We start from the raw sequence: 16,251 nt of genomic DNA, 5'->3' as shown, positions 1-16,251 counted from the left end.
TCGCGGGTGGAGCGGGGTCGTACTGGTGATAGGTCAACCCGCGTTGCGGGCGGCGGGCGAGCGGGGCGGGGCGACGACGACGGGCGGGCGGCTCAGGCGAAGCGGCAGGTGATGGTGCCGAGCGGGCCGTAGTCGGCGTAGACGGTGTCGCCCTCGTACACCCACATCGGGCGGGTGAAGGAGCCGGCGAGCACGATCTCACCGGCCTCGAGCGCGTCCCCGTGCTCGGCGATGCGGTTGGCCAGCCAGTGCACGCCGTTGGCCGGGTGGTTCAGCACGCCCGCGGCCACGCCGGTCTCGATGATCTCCTCGTTGCGGGAGAGGATGCCGGCGACCCAGCGCAGGTCCACGTCGTGCACGCCCACGGGGCGGCCACCGATCACCAGGGAGCCCAGCGCGGCGTTGTCCGAGATGGTGTCCGTGATGGTGCGGCCGGCCATCTCGATGCGCGAGTCCAGCACCTCCAGCGCGGGCACCACGTACTCGGTGGCGCGCAGCACGTCCATCAGGTTCAGGCCGGGCCCGCGCAGCTCGTCCTTGAGCACGAACGCCAGCTCCATCTCGATGCGCGGGTGGGTGTACTTCTTCCACTCGTACACGTGGCCGGACTCGAACACCTGGTCGTCGAAGATCACGCCGTAGTCCGGCTCGTCGATCCCGGTCGCGTCCTGCATGGCCTTGGAGGTCAGGCCGATCTTGTGGCCCACCTTGCGGCGGCCCGCCTCGACCTGGCGCTCGGCCCAGATGCGCTGGACGGCGTACGAGTCCTCGATCTCCATCTGCGGGTAGCGCGCGGTCAGCCGTGGCACGGGCACGCGGTCGATGCCCGCGCGGTGCAGCTCGTCGGCGATCTTGACGTGGGTCTCGTGGTCCAGCACAGCGGTCTCCTTCACGACGACGGGCAGGGGCCTGGCCTTGATCGTATACGATTGCGCGGCTCGGCCCCCGGCCTCATCGCCATCCTGTCACCGCCGGGACACCCCTGCTCCCCACGCTTCGAGGCGGGAAATCGAGCTCAAACTGGCCCTCCCGGCTCGAATGAGGTGGATTTTCCGCCTCGAACGGCGTGGGGTGGGGGGACGCGGAGGGTGGCAGGGGGTGCGGCTGACGACGGCGGGCACCTGCGTGGGGTGCCCGCCGTCGGCGTGGTGTCCCGGAGCGGCGCCCGGCAGTGCCGTCAGAGCTGGTTGCCGAGCTTGTACTCGCCCTGCTTCCACTCCGGCATGGACTCCTCGCCCTGCTCCTCGCGGGTGTAGGAGAAGCCGTCGGCGCCGATGGTCACGTCCATCTCGGAGTCGTCGGTGCGGGAGACCAGCGGCTGCAGGTTGCCGTCGAGGTCCAGCACGCGGGAGGCGTCGGTGTACCAGGACGGCACGACCGGGGTGCCCCACCAGTCGCGGCGCTGGTTGTCGTGCACGTCCCAGGTGACCACGGGGTTGTCCGGGTCACCGGTGTAGTAGTCCTGGGTGTAGACCTCCACGCGGTGGCCGTCCGGGTCGCGCAGGTAGAGGTAGAACGCGTTGGAGACGCCGTGGCGACCCGGGCCGCGCTCGATGTGGTCGGACATGCGCAGGGCGCCGAGCTTGTCGCAGATCGCCAGGATGTTGTGCTTCTCGTGCGTGGCGAAGCACACGTGGTGCATCCGGGGGCCGTCGCCGCCGGTCATGGCGGTGTCGTGCACGGTGGGCTTGCGGCGCATCCACGCGGCGTAGACGGTGCCGTTCTCGTCCTGGATGTCCTCGGTGACGCGGAAGCCCAGGTCCTGCATGTAGCGGGCGGCGCGCGGCACATCCGGGGTCACCTGGTTGAAGTGGTCCAGGCGGACCAGGGCGCCCGGGGTGTAGAGGTCGTAGCGCCAGGCCAGGCGCTCCACGTGCTCGACGTCGTGGAAGAACTCGTAGGGGAAGCCCAGCGGGTCCTCGACGCGCACGGAGTCGCCGACGCCCTTGACGAAGCCGTCCTTCCGGCGCTCGACGCGGCAGCCCAGCTCCTCGTAGAAGGCGACCGCCTTGTCCAGGTCCTCGGGGGTGCGCACGCGGTAGGAGAACGCGGCCACGGCGGCGGTCTCGCCCTGGCGCAGCACCAGGTTGTGGTGGATGAACTCCTCCATGGAGCGCAGGTAGACGGTCTCCTCGTCCTCCTCGGTGACCACGAGGCCGAGCACGTCCACGTAGAACTCGCGGGAGGCGGCGAGGTCCGTGACCACGAGCTCCATCGAGGCGCAGCGCAGGATGTCCGGCGCCTCGGACGTCGGGGTGGGGAGGGGGTTCTCCGGGGTGATGGGCGCTTCCTTGGTGACGAAGAAGCCGGAGGAGGTCTTCTGGCGGCTCTCGAGGTTGGTCATCGGTGCTCCTTGGTGAGGGGGCGGTGCGCTGTGGCCTGGGACACGGTCACGGGCTCGATCGTATACGATCCGGACGGCTGGCGGGAAGGCCGTCGCGGAACGCGGGGTGAGTTGTCGCGGGTCCGGGGCGCCCGCACCCGCGACAACTCACCCCGCGTCGGTGGGCCGGGGGAGGGAGCCGGCCCGGCCCCAGCACGACGACGGCGCCCGCACCGTCGCGGGGAGGGTGCGGGCGCCGTCGTGGTCGCCGGTGGGCGCAGGGTCAGCCGTCGATCTTCGCCGCGGCCTGCTCCTGCTTGCCGAACACCGGGTTGTGGACCTCGCCGAGGTTGATGTGCACGGCCTGCTGATCGGTGTAGAAGTCGATCGAGCGGTAGCCGCCCTCGTGGCCCAGGCCGGAGGCCTTCACCCCGCCGAACGGGGTGCGCAGGTCCCGCACGTTGTTGGAGTTCAGCCACACCATGCCGGCCTCCACGTTCTGCGCGAAGTTGTGGGCGCGCTTGAGGTCGTTGGTCCAGATGTAGGCGGCCAGGCCGTACTTGGTGTTGTTGGCCAGCTCGAGGGCCTCCTCCTCCGTGTCGAACGGAGTGATGGCCACCACCGGGCCGAAGATCTCCTCCTGGAAGATCCGGGCGTCCGGGGCCACGTCCGCGAACACGGTGGGCTGCACGAAGTTGCCCTCGGGGAAGCCCTTCGGGCGACCGCCGCCGGCCACCAGGCGGGCCTCGGTCTTGCCGATCTCCACGTAGGACATGACCTTCTCGAAGTGCTCCGGGTGCACGATGGCGCCGACCTCGGTGGTCTCGTCGTCCGGCAGGCCGACCTTCACGCGGGAGGCCTGGGCGGCGTAGCGCTCCACGAACTCGTCGTAGACGGAACGCTGGACCAGGATGCGGGAGCCGGCGGTGCAGCGCTCGCCGTTCAGGGAGAACACGCCGAAGATGGTCGCGTCGATCGCCGCGTCCAGGTCCGCGTCCTCGAACACCACGGCCGGGGACTTGCCGCCGAGCTCCATGGACAGGCCCTTCAGGTGCGGGGCGGCGTTGGCGAAGATGATCTGGCCGGTGCGGGACTCGCCGGTGAAGGAGATCAGCGGCACGTCCGGGTGCTTCACGAGCGGATCGCCCGCGTAGCCCTCCTCGCCGAAGCCGTGCACCATGTTGAACACGCCCTTCGGCAGGCCGGCCTCCTCGAAGATCCCGCCCCACAGGGAGGCCGAGAGCGGGGTGAACTCGGCGGGCTTGAGCACCACCGAGTTGCCGGTGGCGATGGCCGGGGCCAGCTTCCAGGACTCCAGCATGAACGGGGTGTTCCACGGGGTGATCAGGCCGGCGACGCCGATCGGCTTGCGGTTCACGTAGTTGATCTGGCGGCCCGGCACCTTGAAGGTGTCGTCGTGCTGGGCCACGATCAGGTCCGCGAAGAAGCGGAAGTTCTCGGCGGCGCGGGCGGCCTGGCCCTTCGCCTGCTTGATCGGCAGGCCGGTGTCGAAGCACTCCATCTCGGCGAGCTGATCGCCGCGGGACTCCATGATGTCGGCGATCCTGTGCAGCACGCGGGAGCGCTGGCGCGGCAGGGACTGGGACCACTCGCCGGACTCGAAGGCCCGCTTCGCGGCGGCGACGGCGCGGTCGATGTCCGCGGCCTTGCCGGAGGTGGCCGTCAGGTACGGCTCGTTGGTCACCGGGTCGAGCACCTCGAAGGTGTCGCCGTCGATCGAGTCGACGAACTCGCCGTCGATGTAGTGGCGCAGGACGTCGGGCAGGCCCGCGGGCTTGCGGGCCTCGATGCTGGTCTTCTCCGTCATGGTGTCTCTTTCGCTGAGTGCTTCGGGTGGGTCTGATGATCGGGGCTTGGAGCAGCCGGCGTCGGCGCCGGTCCGGCCGGCGGTCACGCGGACGGCTCGTCGCTGTGCTCCAGGTAGGCGTGCAGGGTGTTCAGGCGGTGGGCGCGGGCGGCGGCCTCGATCTCCTCGAAGCGCGCCCCGTCCTCGATCAGGCGCAGCAGGTGCTCGTGCTCGTCCACGGAGGCCACCGCCCGACCGGGCACGTACGCGAACGTGGAGGAGCGCAGCGCGGCCAGGCGGTTCCAGCCGCGGTGCACCAGGTCGTGCACGTGCTCGTTCTGGTGATGCTCGAACAGGATCGAGTGGAAGCGGCGGTTGAGCTCGGTGAACGCCACCGGGTCCCAGGCCTTCTCCGACTCCGTCATCGCGCGCATGGCCGCGTTCACCTCGCGGGCCGCCGCGAGGTCCTCGGCGGTCACGTGCGGGGCGCACTGGGCGGTGGAGAACCCCTCCACCAGCGCCAGCGTCTCCATGGTGTGGCGGTACTCGACCGGGTCGATGCCCACCACGGTGGCGCCCACGTTGCGCTCGTAGGCCACCAGCTTCTCGGACTGCAGGCGGCGGATCGCCTCCCGCACGGGCACCACGGACATGCCCAGTTCCGCGGCGATCTGGGACAGCACCAGCCGGTCGCCCGGCTCGTGGCGCTGGTCCCGGATCCCCTCGAGGATCGCCTGGTAGGCGCGGTCCGCCTTGGAGACGGGGGCGCCTGCGAGGCCGACCGTTCCGATGTCCGTGCGGCGCATGCTCAGGCGTCGCCCTCCGGGGCCGGGGCGTCCGGCAGGGTCTTGCGGTACTCGGCGAACTTGGCCTTCCACTCGGCGTTCGGGGGGAACATCCCGTCCACCGGGTAGCCGGCCTTGACCTGCTCGTACGCCCAGGCGTCCTGGAGCTCCTGCTCGTAGGCGTCGTCCACGACCTCCTGGAGCAGGGACGGCGGGATGACCACCACACCGTCGTCGTCGCCGACGATGATGTCGCCGGGCTGCACGGTGGTGCCGCCGCAGGCGATGGTGCCGCCGACCTCCCAGGGGATGTGACGGCGGCCCAGCACGGCCGGGTGCGTGGCGCCGGCGTAGACCTGGAGGCCGACCTCGGCGACGGCGGCGGAGTCGCGGATGCCGCCGTCCGTGATCACGGCGTTCGCACCGTTCACCTGGGCGCGCAAGGCCAGGACGTCCCCGAGGGTGCCGGTGCCGTGCTCGCCACGGGCCTCCATGACCACCACGTCGTCCGGCTGCACCGAATCGATGGCCCGCTTCTGGGCGTTGAAGCCGCCGCCGAACTCCTTGGCCAGGTCCTCGCGCTTGGGGATGTAGCGCAGGGTCTTCGCGTAACCGAGGACGCGCCGACCCCGGTGGATCGGGCGCGGGCCGTCGATGGTCGCGTTCTGGACGCCGCGCTTCTGCAGCTGGGCGGTGAGGGTGGCCACCGCGGTGGCGTCGATCTTGGCGCGCAGCTCCGGGGTCAGCAGGGAGCGGTCCGGCTGCGGGGCGCTCGCGACCCAGTGGCCGTTCTCGTCCACCGCCGACGACGACGGCGCCGCGGCCTGCGGGGCCAGACCGGCGGCCTCGCGGGAGCCCCAGGCCTCCTCGCGCTGCACGTCGTCCACCTGCGGCTGCGCGCCGAACGGGGCCAGGGAGTGCTCCGAGTCGACGACCGTCGTCACCAGGCGGCCGGTGGTCGGGGCGCCGGGGGCGCTGGGGGCGTCCACCTCCACCTCGACGACGTCGCCCGGCTGGGCCACGGAGGATCCGGCGGGGGTGCCGGTGAGGATGACGTCGCCCTCCTCGAGCGTCATGAGCTGCGAGAGGTCGGCCACGAGCCGGCCGAACGGGAAGACGAGGCCCTCGGTGGTGTCGTCCTGGACGATCTCGCCGTTGACCCAGGTGCGCACGCGCAGGGCGGCCGGGTCCAGGCCCGCGGCGGAGATCACGGCCGGGCCGAGCGGGGTGTAGCCGTCGCCGGACTTGTTCTTGACGTTGGAGCCCTTGTCCGCGTGGCGGAGGTCGTAGAGGCCCCAGTCGTTGGCGGCGGTGATGCCGGAGACGTGCGACCAGCCCTCCTCCGGGCTGACGCGCCGGGCGGTGCGGCCGATGATCAGCGCGATCTCACCCTCGTAGGCGAGCAGCTCGGTGCCGGCGGGGCGCTCGATCGTGTCGCCGCTGCGGGCGAGGGAGGTGCCGGCCTTGAGGAAGTAGCCGGGGGCCTGCGGGGGCCGGCCCCGCTGGGCGATGCGGGAGGGGTAGTTCAGGTGGACGGCGAGCACCTTGCCCGGCCGGTTCTCCCGGACGGTGAAGTCGTGCTCGGTGACGGTGGGCGTGGGCTCCGGTGTGCTCTGCGTCATGGTCGAGATCGTATACGATCTCGCGGGCCCGGGGAAGGGGTCGCACGTCCGGCAGACGCGCCGGGCCGACGTCGTCGTGGGCGCCCGCCGTGGCTCAGCGGGCCCGGGCGATCGACTCGTTCACCGCCGGGGCCAGGCGCCGCACGCCCTCCACGAGCTTCTCGGCGTCCACGAACGAGTACGCCAGGCGCAGGGTGGAGTGCGTGCCCTCGACGGGGGTGAAGGCCGCCCCCGGCACGAACACCGCGCCCGCCTCGATGCCGCGGTGCATCACCTCGAGGGTGTCCACCCCGACGGGCAGGGTGGCCCACAGGAAGAAGCCGCCCTGCGGGGTGATGAACTCGACCGCCGGGTCCCAGTGCTCCCGCACCGCGTCCACGAGCGCCGCGGCCCGCTCGCGGTACAGCCCGGTCACGTGGCGGACGTGGCCCTGCCAGTCCAGCTGCGTGACGAAGGCGGTGGAGAGCATCTGCGAGTACGTGGACGCGTGGATGTAGGCGGACTCCGCGCACAGGTAGAACTCGCGCTTGAGCGCGGCCGGCACGAGCGCCCAGCCGATGCGCACGCCCGGGGAGAAGATCTTGGACATCGTGCCGAGGTGGACCACGTTGTCCCGGTGGTCTGCGGCGATCGGGGCGACGGGCTCGCCGTCGAACGCGATCTGCCCGTACGGGTTGTCCTCCACGATGAGCACGCCGTGCTTCTCGCAGATCGCGCCCACCTCGGCGCGGCGGCCCGGGGGCAGCAGGGCGCCCGACGGGTTCGCGAACGAGGGGATCGTGTAGAGGAAGGCCACGCGGCGGCCCTCGGCGGCCAGGCGGGTCAGGGTCTCGTCCAGGGCCGCGGGCACCAGGCCGTGGTCGTCGGTGCCCGTGGCCACGGCCTCGAGCTGCCAGGTGGTGAAGGTGGTCAACGCGCCCACGAACGTGGGGTCCTCCACCACGACGACGTCGCCCGGGTTCGCGAACGCCCGGCAGGCCGTGTCGATCGCGGCCTGCGAGCCGGGGGTGATGACCACGAGGTCGGGGTCCGCGTCCGGGATGCCGTCGGCGGCCATGACGGCGGTCGCGGCGGCACGCATCTCCTCGGTGCCCTGGCCGGGGCCGTACTGCAGGGACTCCGTGCCGAACCGGGTCATCAGGTCGGAGGCGATCCGGCCCAGCTCGTCGAGGGGCAGGTCGGCGAGCCACGGGTTCCCGCCCGCGAGCGAGACGAGGTTCGGGTCCATCGCGATGTCGAAGACGTCGCGGACCGCGGACTGCTTCACGCCGACGGCGCGCTGGGACAGGTGATCTCGGAGGTTCCGCACGCTCGGCACCCTATAGCACGGCGCGGCCGTGCCCGAACGTCCGATGACGGGCGACGACGGCGGGTCGCCCGGTCAGGGGGCGCTCGGCTCCTGACCGGGGGACCATGTGCCCTGGGTCGGCTCGGCGGGACCCCACGACGACTCCTCGGCAGGCGCCCAGGTGTCGTCCGAGGGCTCGGCCGGAGCCCAGGTGTCGTCCGAGGGCTCGGCTGGCGCCCACGTGTCCTCGGACGGCTCGCCCTCCGGCGCCCAGGTCTGCTCGCCGGCTCCGTCGCTCGGCTCCCCACTCGGCGTGGGGTCCGCCTGCGGGACGTCCACGGACTCGCCGAGGCGGAGCGGCTCGAGCCCCAGCACGTCGTCGAGGTCCCGGCCGTCCACCTCGAGCCGGACCTGTCCCGCGGACGTGTAGGCGGCGGCGGTCGCCTGCAGCTGGGCGCGGATCCGCTCGGCCGTGCACTCGCCCTCCGGCGTCACGGTGCCGGTGAAGGTGAAGATCTCCACGTCGCCCTCGCGGCGGTGCCCGGTCGGGGTGAGGGTCTCGCGCGCGTCGAACACGGCGTTCCACAGCGACGGGTCGCCGTGCCAGCCGCGCTCGTCTGCGAACAGGAAGTCCAGGGCGGCGTCCGCCTCGTCCTCGGTGTCCGTCGGCACGGTCTGCACGGGCACCAGCAGGTCGCCGCAGCCGAAGGGCCGGCCGCTCGTCCCCGGGACCGCCTCCGCCTCCGCGACGGCGAGGTAGACCGTCAGCGGCTGATACCCCTCCGTCGCGGGCAGGGGCACGCCGTCGTCGGACGCCGAGTCCTCGGCCGGGCCGGGGTCGACCGCGCAGCCGGCCAGCAGGCACGCGGCGGCCACGGCACCCGTGAGCCGCAGGGCGCGGGAAGGGGAGGTCGGGCGCATCGGGTACTCCTGGCGGTCGGGGCTCGGCGGCGTCGGACGGGCCGACGGCCTCTCCATGCTACGGCCGTCCGCCTCGCCCGCCGCGAGCGGGTGTGAGGCCCCCACGGGTGGGAAGGGGCCCGCGGGCGGACGGCCGTGGCGGGCTAGGCTGGAGGCCATGCCCGTGAGGAACCGTCGCGCCGCCGCCCTGCCCGCCAAGCTCAGCCGCTCCTGGCTGCTGGTCAACGCGGCCACCCCCGACGCGTTCGCCCCCGCCCTGGCCTCCGAGGCCGACTCCGTCATCTTCGACCTCGAGGCCGCCGTGCCGGAGGAGCAGAAGGACGCGGCCCGCCAGCACGTCGTGGACGCCCTCTCCGGCGGCATGACGGCGTGGGTGCGCATCTCCGCGACCTCCACGGACCACTGGCAGCGGGACCTCGAGGCGCTCGCGGGCCTCGACGGCGTGCGCGGCGTCGTGCTGGCCGAGACCGAGGAGCCGGAGCAGGTCACGTTCACCGCCATGCGGCTGCGCGCCGGCACCCCGGTGATCGCCCTGCTGGAGTCCGCCCTGGGCATCGAGAACGCCACGGCCGTGGCCAAGGCGCCGGGCACGTTCCGTCTCGCCTTCGGCGTGAACGACTTCCGCAAGGACGTCGGCGTCGGCGAGGACCCGCTGGCCATGGCCTACGCCCGCTCCCGCATGGTGATCGCCTCCCGCGTGGGCGGTCTGCCCGGGGCGATCGACGGACCGCCCGGCAACACGGACGGTGAGGACGCGGTCATCGAGTCCAGCGTCGTCACCGCCTCGATGGGCATGACCGGCCGCCTCGTCCTGAACCGGGATCAGGTGGACTGGGTCAACCGGGCGATGTCCCCGTCCGAGGACGAGCTTGCGTGGGCCCGCGACCTGCTCGAGAAGCACGCGCAGGGCGCCGCCGTCGGCGACGGTTCGTACCTGCCCCGCGTGCTGCGCGCCCAGAAGATCGCGGACCTCGCGGACTCGTACGGGCTCTGGAACGCGTGAGCACGGCCGGGGCGCGCGCATGAGTCCCCGCACCGACGGGTGGCTCCGCCCATGATGGCGTGGATCGACGGGCTGCCGCTGCTGTGGTCCATCGGGTTCTTCTGGATGCTGGCGATCCTGCGCACCCTGATCGTGTTCTCGCTCGGGCGGGGGCTGGCCTCCGGCGTCGAGCGGACCCGCTGGTTCGCCCGCGTGATGGAGGGGCCCGTCTATGTCCGGGCCCAGCGCTTCATCCAGCGCCACGGGGTGTGGGCCATCCCGTTCTGCTACCTCACGGTGGGCATCCAGACGGCGGTGATCGGCTCCGCCGGCGTCGCCCGCATGCCCTGGCGCCGGTTCCTGCCGGCGGCCGCGCTCGGCACGTTCCTGTGGGGCGTGGTGTACGGGACCGTCGGGATGGCCGTGGTGTGGGCCGTCATCGGCGCGGCGCTCGGAGAGGGCCGGGGTGTCCTCGCCCTCGTGCTGATTCTCGCGGCCGTGGCTGCGTTCGTCGTGTGGCGCCGACGCCGCACGCTGCGCCGGCACGGGGCCGGGTGACGTCGTCGTCCGTGACGCGGGCCGGGCTTCGCCGCCGGGGGACTAGAGTTGACCGCGTCTTCGCCCCGGCCAGCCGCCCCGCGGCCGGGGCCGCCACCCCTTCGGAAGGACCACCATGAGCGACGAGCGCGCCCGCAGCTTCTCCGCCTCCACCGCCTCCGCCGCCGACGACGGCGCCCGCGGCACCGGCACGACCCGCGTCAAGCGCGGCCTGGCGGACATGATGAAGGGCGGCGTGATCATGGACGTCGTCAACGCGGAGCAGGCGCGCATCGCCGAGGATGCCGGCGCCGTGGCCGTCATGGCGCTCGAGCGGGTCCCGGCCGACATCCGCGCCCAGGGCGGCGTGGCCCGCATGTCCGACCCCGACCTGATCGACGGCATCGTCGAGGCGGTGTCCATCCCCGTGATGGCCAAGGCGCGCATCGGCCACTTCGTGGAGGCCCAGGTGCTGCAGGCGCTCAAGGTGGACTTCATCGACGAGTCCGAGGTGCTCTCCCCGGCGGATTACGTGAACCACATCGACAAGTGGGACTTCGACGTGCCCTTCGTGTGCGGCGCCACCAACCTCGGCGAGGCCCTGCGCCGCATCACCGAGGGTGCGGCCATGATCCGGTCCAAGGGCGAGGCCGGCACCGGCGACGTCTCCGAGGCCGTGAAGCACATCCGCACCATCCGCAAGGAGATCGCCCAGCTCCAGGGCCTGGCCCAGGATGAGCTGTACGTGGCCGCGAAGGAGCTGCGGGCGCCGTACGAGCTGGTGCGCGAGGTCGCCGAGACCGGCACCCTGCCCGTCGTGATGTTCACCGCCGGCGGTGTGGCCACCCCGGCCGACGCGGCCCTGATGATGCAGATGGGCGCCGACGGCGTGTTCGTGGGCTCCGGCATCTTCAAGTCCGGCAACCCGGCCGAGCGCGCCCGCGCCATCGTCAAGGCCACCGCCCAGTTCGACGACCCGATGGCGGTCGCCGAGGCCTCCCGCGGCCTGGGCGAGGCCATGGTGGGCATCAACGTGGGCGACCTGCCCGCCCCGCACCGCCTGGCCGAGCGCGGCTGGTGAGTCCACAGAAGACCGTCGGCGTGTTCGCCCTCCAGGGCGACGTGCGGGAGCACGTGCACGTGCTCGAGGCCCTCGGCGCGCGCACGCGCCCGGTGCGCCGCCCCGCGGACCTCGAGGGTCTGGACGGCATCGTGCTGCCCGGCGGCGAGTCCTCCGTGATGGACCGCCTCGCCCGGATCATGGGGCTGAAGGACCCGCTCATCGCCGCCCTCCGCGACGGCCTGCCCGCCTACGGCACGTGCGCGGGGCTGATCATGCTGGCCCGCGAGATCCGCAACCCGGCGCCGGATCAGGGCGGGCTCGGCGTGCTGGACGTGGCCGTGCGGCGCAACGCCTTCGGTGCGCAGGTCGACTCGTTCGAGGAGGACCTGGACGTCCCCGCGGTCACGGCGGAGCCGGTGCACGCCGTGTTCATCCGCGCCCCCGCGGTCGTCCAGGCGGGGGAGGGCGTCGAGGTCCTGGCGACCGTGCCGGCGTCGCGCCTGTCCGTGCCCGCAGCGGAGCCGGGGCTCGACGGCGACGCCCGGCTGCCCGTGGCCGTGCGGCAGGGCCACCTGCTCGCCACGGCCTTCCACCCCGAGGTGACCGGCGACTGGTCCTTCCACCGGGCGTTCCTCGCGGGGCTCTGAGCGGCCGGCCGGCCCCGCGCGCGACGGGCGCGGGGCTCAGGCCTCCGCGAGCACCTCGGAGGTGACGCGGACGTCCTTCTGGGGGTCCAGGCCGAGCTCGTCGGCCACGGCCGCGGCGACGGAGGGCAGGGTGAGCACGCCGTCGTGCGCGTTGAGACCTCCGGCGAAGCCCTCGTCCGAGGCCAGCGCTGCGCGCCATCCGAGGTCGGCGATGCGCTTGATGTAGGGCAGCGTCGCGTTGGTCAGGGCCGCGGTGGAGGTCTGCGGCACGGCGCCGGGCATGTTGGAGACGCAGTAGTAGATCTTGTCTCCCACGAGGTACGTCGGATCCTGGTGGGTGGTGGCCCGCGAGTTCTCGAAGCAGCCGCCCTGGTCGATCGCGATGTCCACCAGCACGGAGCCGGGCCGCATGGACTCCACCATCTCGGCGGTCACCAGCTTCGGGGCCGCGGCACCGGGGATCAGCACGGAGCCGATCACGAGGTCCGCGTCCGCCACGGTCTCGCCGATGTTCAGGTGGGACGAGGCCAGCGTGCGGATCCGGCCCTGGTGGACGGCGTCCAGCTGCGCGAGCCGCTCGAGGGAGATGTCCAGGACGGTCACGTCCGCGCCCATGCCCGCGGCGATCACGGCCGCCGCCTCGCCGGCCACACCTCCGCCGATCACGGCCACCCGGGCGCGGCGGGTGCCGGGCACGCCGCCCATCAGCACGCCCGAGCCGCCCTGCGGCTGGAGGAGGTGGTAGGCGCCCGCGGCGGGGGCCAGACGGCCGGCCACCTGGCTCATGGGGGCCAGCAGCGGCAGGGAGCGACCGCGGGTGACCGTCTCGTAGGCGATCGCCGTCGTGCCGGCGTCCAGGATCGCCCGCGTGCACGCGGGGGAGGCGGCCAGGTGCAGGTAGGTGAAGAGGACCTGGCCGCGGCGCAGGCGGCCGTATTCCTCCGGCTGCGGCTCCTTGACCTTGAGGACCAGCTCGGCGCGCTCCCAGAGCTCGTCGACGTCGTCGACCAGCTCGGCGCCGGCGTCGCGGTAGTCCTGGTCCGAGGCGCCGGAGCCGACGCCGGCCCCCGACTGCACGAGGACCTGGTGGCCCGCGCGCACCAGCTCCTGGACCCCACCCTGCGTCAGGGCGACGCGGAACTCGTTGTTCTTCACTTCAGTGGGCACGGCGACCAACATGCGGCGAATCTAGCCCATCCGGTCCGTCCCGTCATACTGGTGCGGTGACTCCCGCGCTGATCTCCGTCGTGGCCGTGCTCCTGCTCCTGGTGGGGCTGGTGGGCACCGTGTACCCCGTCCTGCCCGGCTCGCTGCTCAACCTCGTGACGGCTCTCGGCTGGGCCGCGCTGCTGGGCTCCCCCGCGTCCTGGACGTTCGGCGTCATCGCGGCCGGCCTCGCCGTGGCGGGGCTGAGCGCGTCCGCGGTGCTGACCGGCCGGCGGCTGCGGCGTGAACGCGTCACCCGCGGCCCGATCCTGTGGGGGGTGGCCGGCGCCGCCGTCGGGTTCTTCGTGATCCCGGTGGTGGGTCTGTTCCTCGGCTTCGCCGTCGGCCTGTTCGCCTCCCAGTGGGCCCGCACCCGGGACGCCCGGGCCGCCCTGAGCAGCTCGATCGGCGCGCTCACGGCCATGGGCATGGGCATGCTCGTGGAGTTCTGCTGCGCGCTGGGCTCGCTGACCGCCGTGGGCGTGGGCGCCCTGGTGCACGGCCTCACCGCCTGAACCGCCGGAGCCGTCCGTCCGGCGGGACCCCGCGCGCGCCGGACCCTTCGCCGGCTCAGCCGCCGGCGGGCACCCTGCCGGCCTGGGCGAGGGCGGCGAAGCCGAGGACGTGCTCCCGCAGCTCCTGCGCGGCCGCCCGGCCGTCCCCGGCGGCGGAGGCGGCGAGGATCCGCCGATGGTCGGCCTGCAGGCCGGCGCGCACGGCGGGCCAGTCGGACAGCCCGGCCACGGTCTCGGTCACGTAGCCGATGGTCGCCTGGCGCAGGGAGTCCAGCATCATCGCCGTCACGACGTTCCCGCCCAGGGTGGCCAGCCGCACATGGAACTCGGTGTCGAGCAGGTGGAAGTCCTCTTCCGGCAGCGCGGGGTCGTCCATCCGGTCCAGCAGGGTTTCCACCTCGGCCAGGACGGCGACGCTCTCGGGGTCGCCGGAGGTGGCGGCGGCCGCCTGCGCCGCATCGGTCTCGAGGAGCACGCGCGCGGCGACGACGTCGGCCATCGGCAGGGACCGGGTGGCGATGTGCAGGCGCAGCGCCCAGCCCAGCGCCGCGGACGGCTCGGAGACGACGACGGCCCCCGAGTTCGGCCCGGAGCCGGCGCTGGCGCGGATCAGGCCCATGGCCTCGAGCATCCGGGTGGCCTCCCGCACGGACGCCCGGGAGATCCCGAAGCGTTCGGCCAGGGTGCGTTCGCCGGGCAGCTTGTCCCCCACGACCACGGCGCCGGAGCGCAGCTCGGCCTCGAGCCAGTCGAGCACGATGGTGTAGGCGGGGGCAGCGGTCATGGACGGACCTTCCGAGGGGGCGGGGCGGCGACCCGAGGGGGCGGGGCGGCGACCGTCCATCCTACCGACGGACGCCGCCCCGCTCGGGTGGTGCAGGCGGTCAGCCCGCCGCCGGCAGCATCCACGCCAGCACGTTGGACTGCAGGTACACGAGCGTGCACACCGCCAGCAGGAGCACGAGCGACCACACCACCACGCGGCGCAGGATCTCGGACTCCCGGCCCTCCATGCCGACCGCCGTCGCGGCGATCGCCAGGGACTGCGGGGAGATCATCTTGCCCACGACGCCGCCGGAGGTGTTGGCGGCCACCAGCAGGGCCGGATCGGCGCCGATGTTCGTGGCGGCCGTCTGCTGCAGGGTGGAGAACAGGGCGTTCGCGGAGGTGTCCGAGCCGGTCACGGCGGTGCCGAGCCAGCCGAGCACGGGGGACAGGAACACGAAGGCCGCGCCCAGGCCGGCCACCCACGTGCCCATGGCGACCGTCTGACCCGAGAAGTTCATGACGTAGGCCAGGGAGAGCACGATCACGATCGTCAGGGCGGACCAGCGCATGCGGGCGAAGCAGCGGCCGATCTCGGCGAGCGCGTTCCCCACCGAGAGCGGGAACCGGCCGTCGTGGTCGAACCGGGAGTAGACCACGGCCATGATCAGGCCGGCGATCAGCAGCAGCGTGCCGGGGGAGGCCAGCCACTCGAACTTGTACACGGTGCTCGCCAGGGGCGCGCCGGAGGCGTCGACGAGGTGCCCGTCGAGCCCGGGCCACGGGATCTTCGCGGTGACGGAGTTCAGGGCCGCGGTGATCGGGGGGACCAGCTTGGCCAGGGCGAACACGGCCACGACCACGATGTAGGGCAGCACGGCCATGAAGATCCGGCCGGGGGTGAGGTCCTGCGCCGCCGCGCGGGCGGGGGCGTCGAGACGCTGGCGGGCCTCCTCGGCGCCGCGCGGCCGCCAGAAGCGCAGCAGCAGGACGGCGGCGGCGAGGGAAACCAGGGAGGCCACGACGTCGGTGAGCTCGTAGGAGAAGTGGGTCGAGGCCAGCCAGATGGCGACGGCGAAGCTCGTGCCGATCACGATCAGTGCCGGCCACGTCTGCCGCACGCCGCGCAGCCCGTCGATGATGAACACGAGCAGGAACGGCACGAACACGGCCACGAACGGGGCCTGGTGGCCGACGATCGCGCCGATGTGCGTGGCGGGGATGCCGGTGAGCGTGCCGGCGGTGGTGATGGGGGTGCCCACGGCGCCGAAGGCCACGGGCGCGGTGTTCGCCAGCAGCACGGCGGTGGCCGCCCGCAGCGGGGGCACACCCAGGCCCAACACCATGGTGGCCGTGATGGCCACGGGGGCGCCGAAGCCGGCGAGGGCCTCGAGCAGGCCGCCGAAGCAGAACGCGATGAGCACGGCCTGGATGCGGATGTCCCCGCCGCCGAGCGAGTCGAAGATCGCGCGCATGTCGTCGAATCGCCCGGAGAGCACGGTGACCTGGTAGAACCACAGCGCCATCACGACGATCCAGACGATCGGGAACAGGCCGAAGGTCGCTCCCTGGGCGGCGGCCAGCGCCGCCAGGTGGGCCGGCATGTGGAAGCCCAGCACGGCCACGAGCAGAGCCACCACGAGCGCGGCGAGCCCCGACTGCCAGGCCTTGAGGCGCAGACCGAGGAGGGTGGCGAAGAACGTCAGCAGGGGCAGGACGCCGAGCGCGGCGGAGAGCGCGACGCTGCCGGCGGCATCGGGGGTGGGGGTGAAGGTGTGCACGGGGGTCTC

15 protein-coding genes are annotated in these 16,251 nt (G+C 72.9%); 5 read left to right on the top strand and 10 right to left on the bottom strand.

Annotated features, from left to right (window positions below; genetic code table 11):
• Window positions 1-92: 92 nt before the first annotated feature.
• From AC3RKA_RS09735 to AC3RKA_RS09705, 7 genes are all read right to left on the bottom strand, one after another.
• Window positions 93-878 (bottom strand): 2-keto-4-pentenoate hydratase, encoded by a 786-nt coding sequence (locus tag AC3RKA_RS09735; protein ID WP_002857895.1) that lies wholly within the window; start codon window positions 876-878, stop codon window positions 93-95.
• Window positions 879-1,177: 299 nt separating this feature from the next.
• Window positions 1,178-2,344 carry a 3,4-dihydroxyphenylacetate 2,3-dioxygenase gene (gene hpaD, locus AC3RKA_RS09730; RefSeq protein ID WP_060775458.1) on the bottom strand — a complete coding sequence of 389 codons (1,167 nt, stop codon included), beginning with the start codon at window positions 2,342-2,344 and terminating at the stop codon, window positions 1,178-1,180.
• Window positions 2,345-2,606: 262 nt separating this feature from the next.
• Window positions 2,607-4,151, bottom strand: coding sequence for a 5-carboxymethyl-2-hydroxymuconate semialdehyde dehydrogenase (hpaE, locus tag AC3RKA_RS09725; RefSeq protein WP_489727186.1), 1,545 nt, complete (start codon window positions 4,149-4,151; stop codon window positions 2,607-2,609).
• Window positions 4,152-4,234: 83 nt separating this feature from the next.
• Window positions 4,235-4,936: a GntR family transcriptional regulator gene (locus tag AC3RKA_RS09720; protein WP_489727185.1), complete on the bottom strand. Its 702-nt coding sequence runs from the start codon at window positions 4,934-4,936 to the stop codon at window positions 4,235-4,237.
• A gap of 2 nt (window positions 4,937-4,938) precedes the next feature.
• Window positions 4,939-6,537 carry a fumarylacetoacetate hydrolase family protein gene (locus tag AC3RKA_RS09715; RefSeq protein WP_060775459.1) on the bottom strand — a complete coding sequence of 533 codons (1,599 nt, stop codon included), beginning with the start codon at window positions 6,535-6,537 and terminating at the stop codon, window positions 4,939-4,941.
• A gap of 94 nt (window positions 6,538-6,631) precedes the next feature.
• Window positions 6,632-7,846: an aminotransferase-like domain-containing protein gene (locus AC3RKA_RS09710; protein ID WP_065572534.1), complete on the bottom strand. Its 1,215-nt coding sequence runs from the start codon at window positions 7,844-7,846 to the stop codon at window positions 6,632-6,634.
• Window positions 7,847-7,918: 72 nt separating this feature from the next.
• Complete coding sequence (locus AC3RKA_RS09705; RefSeq protein ID WP_489727184.1) at window positions 7,919-8,746, bottom strand: hypothetical protein; 828 nt, start codon at window positions 8,744-8,746, stop codon at window positions 7,919-7,921.
• 157 nt (window positions 8,747-8,903) lie between these two features.
• Between AC3RKA_RS09705 and AC3RKA_RS09700 the strand changes: the two genes are divergently transcribed.
• From AC3RKA_RS09700 to pdxT, 4 genes are all read left to right on the top strand, one after another.
• Complete coding sequence (locus tag AC3RKA_RS09700; RefSeq protein ID WP_363677691.1) at window positions 8,904-9,749, top strand: HpcH/HpaI aldolase/citrate lyase family protein; 846 nt, start codon at window positions 8,904-8,906, stop codon at window positions 9,747-9,749.
• Between the two features lie 51 nt (window positions 9,750-9,800).
• Entirely contained in the window at window positions 9,801-10,286 is a 486-nt protein-coding gene (locus AC3RKA_RS09695) for a DedA family protein (protein WP_041102620.1), read from the top strand.
• 115 nt (window positions 10,287-10,401) lie between these two features.
• The gene (pdxS, locus tag AC3RKA_RS09690; protein ID WP_044658791.1) at window positions 10,402-11,346 is read left to right on the top strand and encodes a pyridoxal 5'-phosphate synthase lyase subunit PdxS; all 945 of its coding nucleotides are present in this window, start codon (window positions 10,402-10,404) and stop codon (window positions 11,344-11,346) included.
• Window positions 11,343-11,975 (top strand): pyridoxal 5'-phosphate synthase glutaminase subunit PdxT, encoded by a 633-nt coding sequence (gene pdxT / locus AC3RKA_RS09685; RefSeq protein ID WP_489727183.1) that lies wholly within the window; start codon window positions 11,343-11,345, stop codon window positions 11,973-11,975. Before pdxS ends, pdxT begins: the two co-directional genes overlap by 4 nt.
• Before the next feature lie 36 nt (window positions 11,976-12,011).
• Here the strand turns inward: pdxT and ald are convergent, their stop codons facing one another.
• Window positions 12,012-13,154, bottom strand: coding sequence for an alanine dehydrogenase (gene ald / locus AC3RKA_RS09680; RefSeq protein ID WP_410992600.1), 1,143 nt, complete (start codon window positions 13,152-13,154; stop codon window positions 12,012-12,014).
• A gap of 44 nt (window positions 13,155-13,198) precedes the next feature.
• On the opposite strand from ald, the gene AC3RKA_RS09675 reads away from it, so the two are divergent.
• Window positions 13,199-13,696, top strand: a complete 498-nt coding sequence (locus tag AC3RKA_RS09675; RefSeq protein ID WP_185194500.1) for a DUF456 domain-containing protein — start codon at window positions 13,199-13,201, stop codon at window positions 13,694-13,696.
• Window positions 13,697-13,751: 55 nt separating this feature from the next.
• On the opposite strand, the gene AC3RKA_RS09670 is transcribed toward AC3RKA_RS09675, so the two are convergent.
• Together AC3RKA_RS09670 and AC3RKA_RS09665 are read right to left on the bottom strand one after the other, a co-directional pair.
• The gene (locus AC3RKA_RS09670) at window positions 13,752-14,480 is read right to left on the bottom strand and encodes a FadR/GntR family transcriptional regulator (RefSeq protein ID WP_002857917.1); all 729 of its coding nucleotides are present in this window, start codon (window positions 14,478-14,480) and stop codon (window positions 13,752-13,754) included.
• A gap of 100 nt (window positions 14,481-14,580) precedes the next feature.
• Window positions 14,581-16,242 carry an L-lactate permease gene (locus AC3RKA_RS09665; protein WP_489727182.1) on the bottom strand — a complete coding sequence of 554 codons (1,662 nt, stop codon included), beginning with the start codon at window positions 16,240-16,242 and terminating at the stop codon, window positions 14,581-14,583.
• Window positions 16,243-16,251: the final 9 nt, after the last annotated feature.

The sequence above is a fragment of the Micrococcus sp. iso_229 genome, assembly GCF_058072725.1.
Note: the sequence above shows the minus strand (reverse complement) of the source record. Positions and strands in the feature narration are given on the sequence as shown.

Excerpts from the sequence above, each read along its gene's own strand:
- hpaD (WP_060775458.1), bottom strand. The coding sequence starts at position 2,344 with ATGACCAACCTCGAGAGCCGCCAGAAGACCTCCTCCGGCTTCTTCGTC.
- hpaE (WP_489727186.1), bottom strand. The coding sequence starts at position 4,151 with ATGACGGAGAAGACCAGCATCGAGGCCCGCAAGCCCGCGGGCCTGCCC.
- AC3RKA_RS09720 (WP_489727185.1), bottom strand. The coding sequence starts at position 4,936 with ATGCGCCGCACGGACATCGGAACGGTCGGCCTCGCAGGCGCCCCCGTC.
- AC3RKA_RS09715 (WP_060775459.1), bottom strand. The coding sequence starts at position 6,537 with ATGACGCAGAGCACACCGGAGCCCACGCCCACCGTCACCGAGCACGAC.
- AC3RKA_RS09705 (WP_489727184.1), bottom strand. The coding sequence starts at position 8,746 with ATGCGCCCGACCTCCCCTTCCCGCGCCCTGCGGCTCACGGGTGCCGTG.
- AC3RKA_RS09700 (WP_363677691.1), top strand. The coding sequence starts at position 8,904 with ATGCCCGTGAGGAACCGTCGCGCCGCCGCCCTGCCCGCCAAGCTCAGC.
- AC3RKA_RS09695 (WP_041102620.1), top strand. The coding sequence starts at position 9,801 with ATGATGGCGTGGATCGACGGGCTGCCGCTGCTGTGGTCCATCGGGTTC.
- pdxS (WP_044658791.1), top strand. The coding sequence starts at position 10,402 with ATGAGCGACGAGCGCGCCCGCAGCTTCTCCGCCTCCACCGCCTCCGCC.
- ald (WP_410992600.1), bottom strand. The coding sequence starts at position 13,154 with ATGTTGGTCGCCGTGCCCACTGAAGTGAAGAACAACGAGTTCCGCGTC.
- AC3RKA_RS09670 (WP_002857917.1), bottom strand. The coding sequence starts at position 14,480 with ATGACCGCTGCCCCCGCCTACACCATCGTGCTCGACTGGCTCGAGGCC.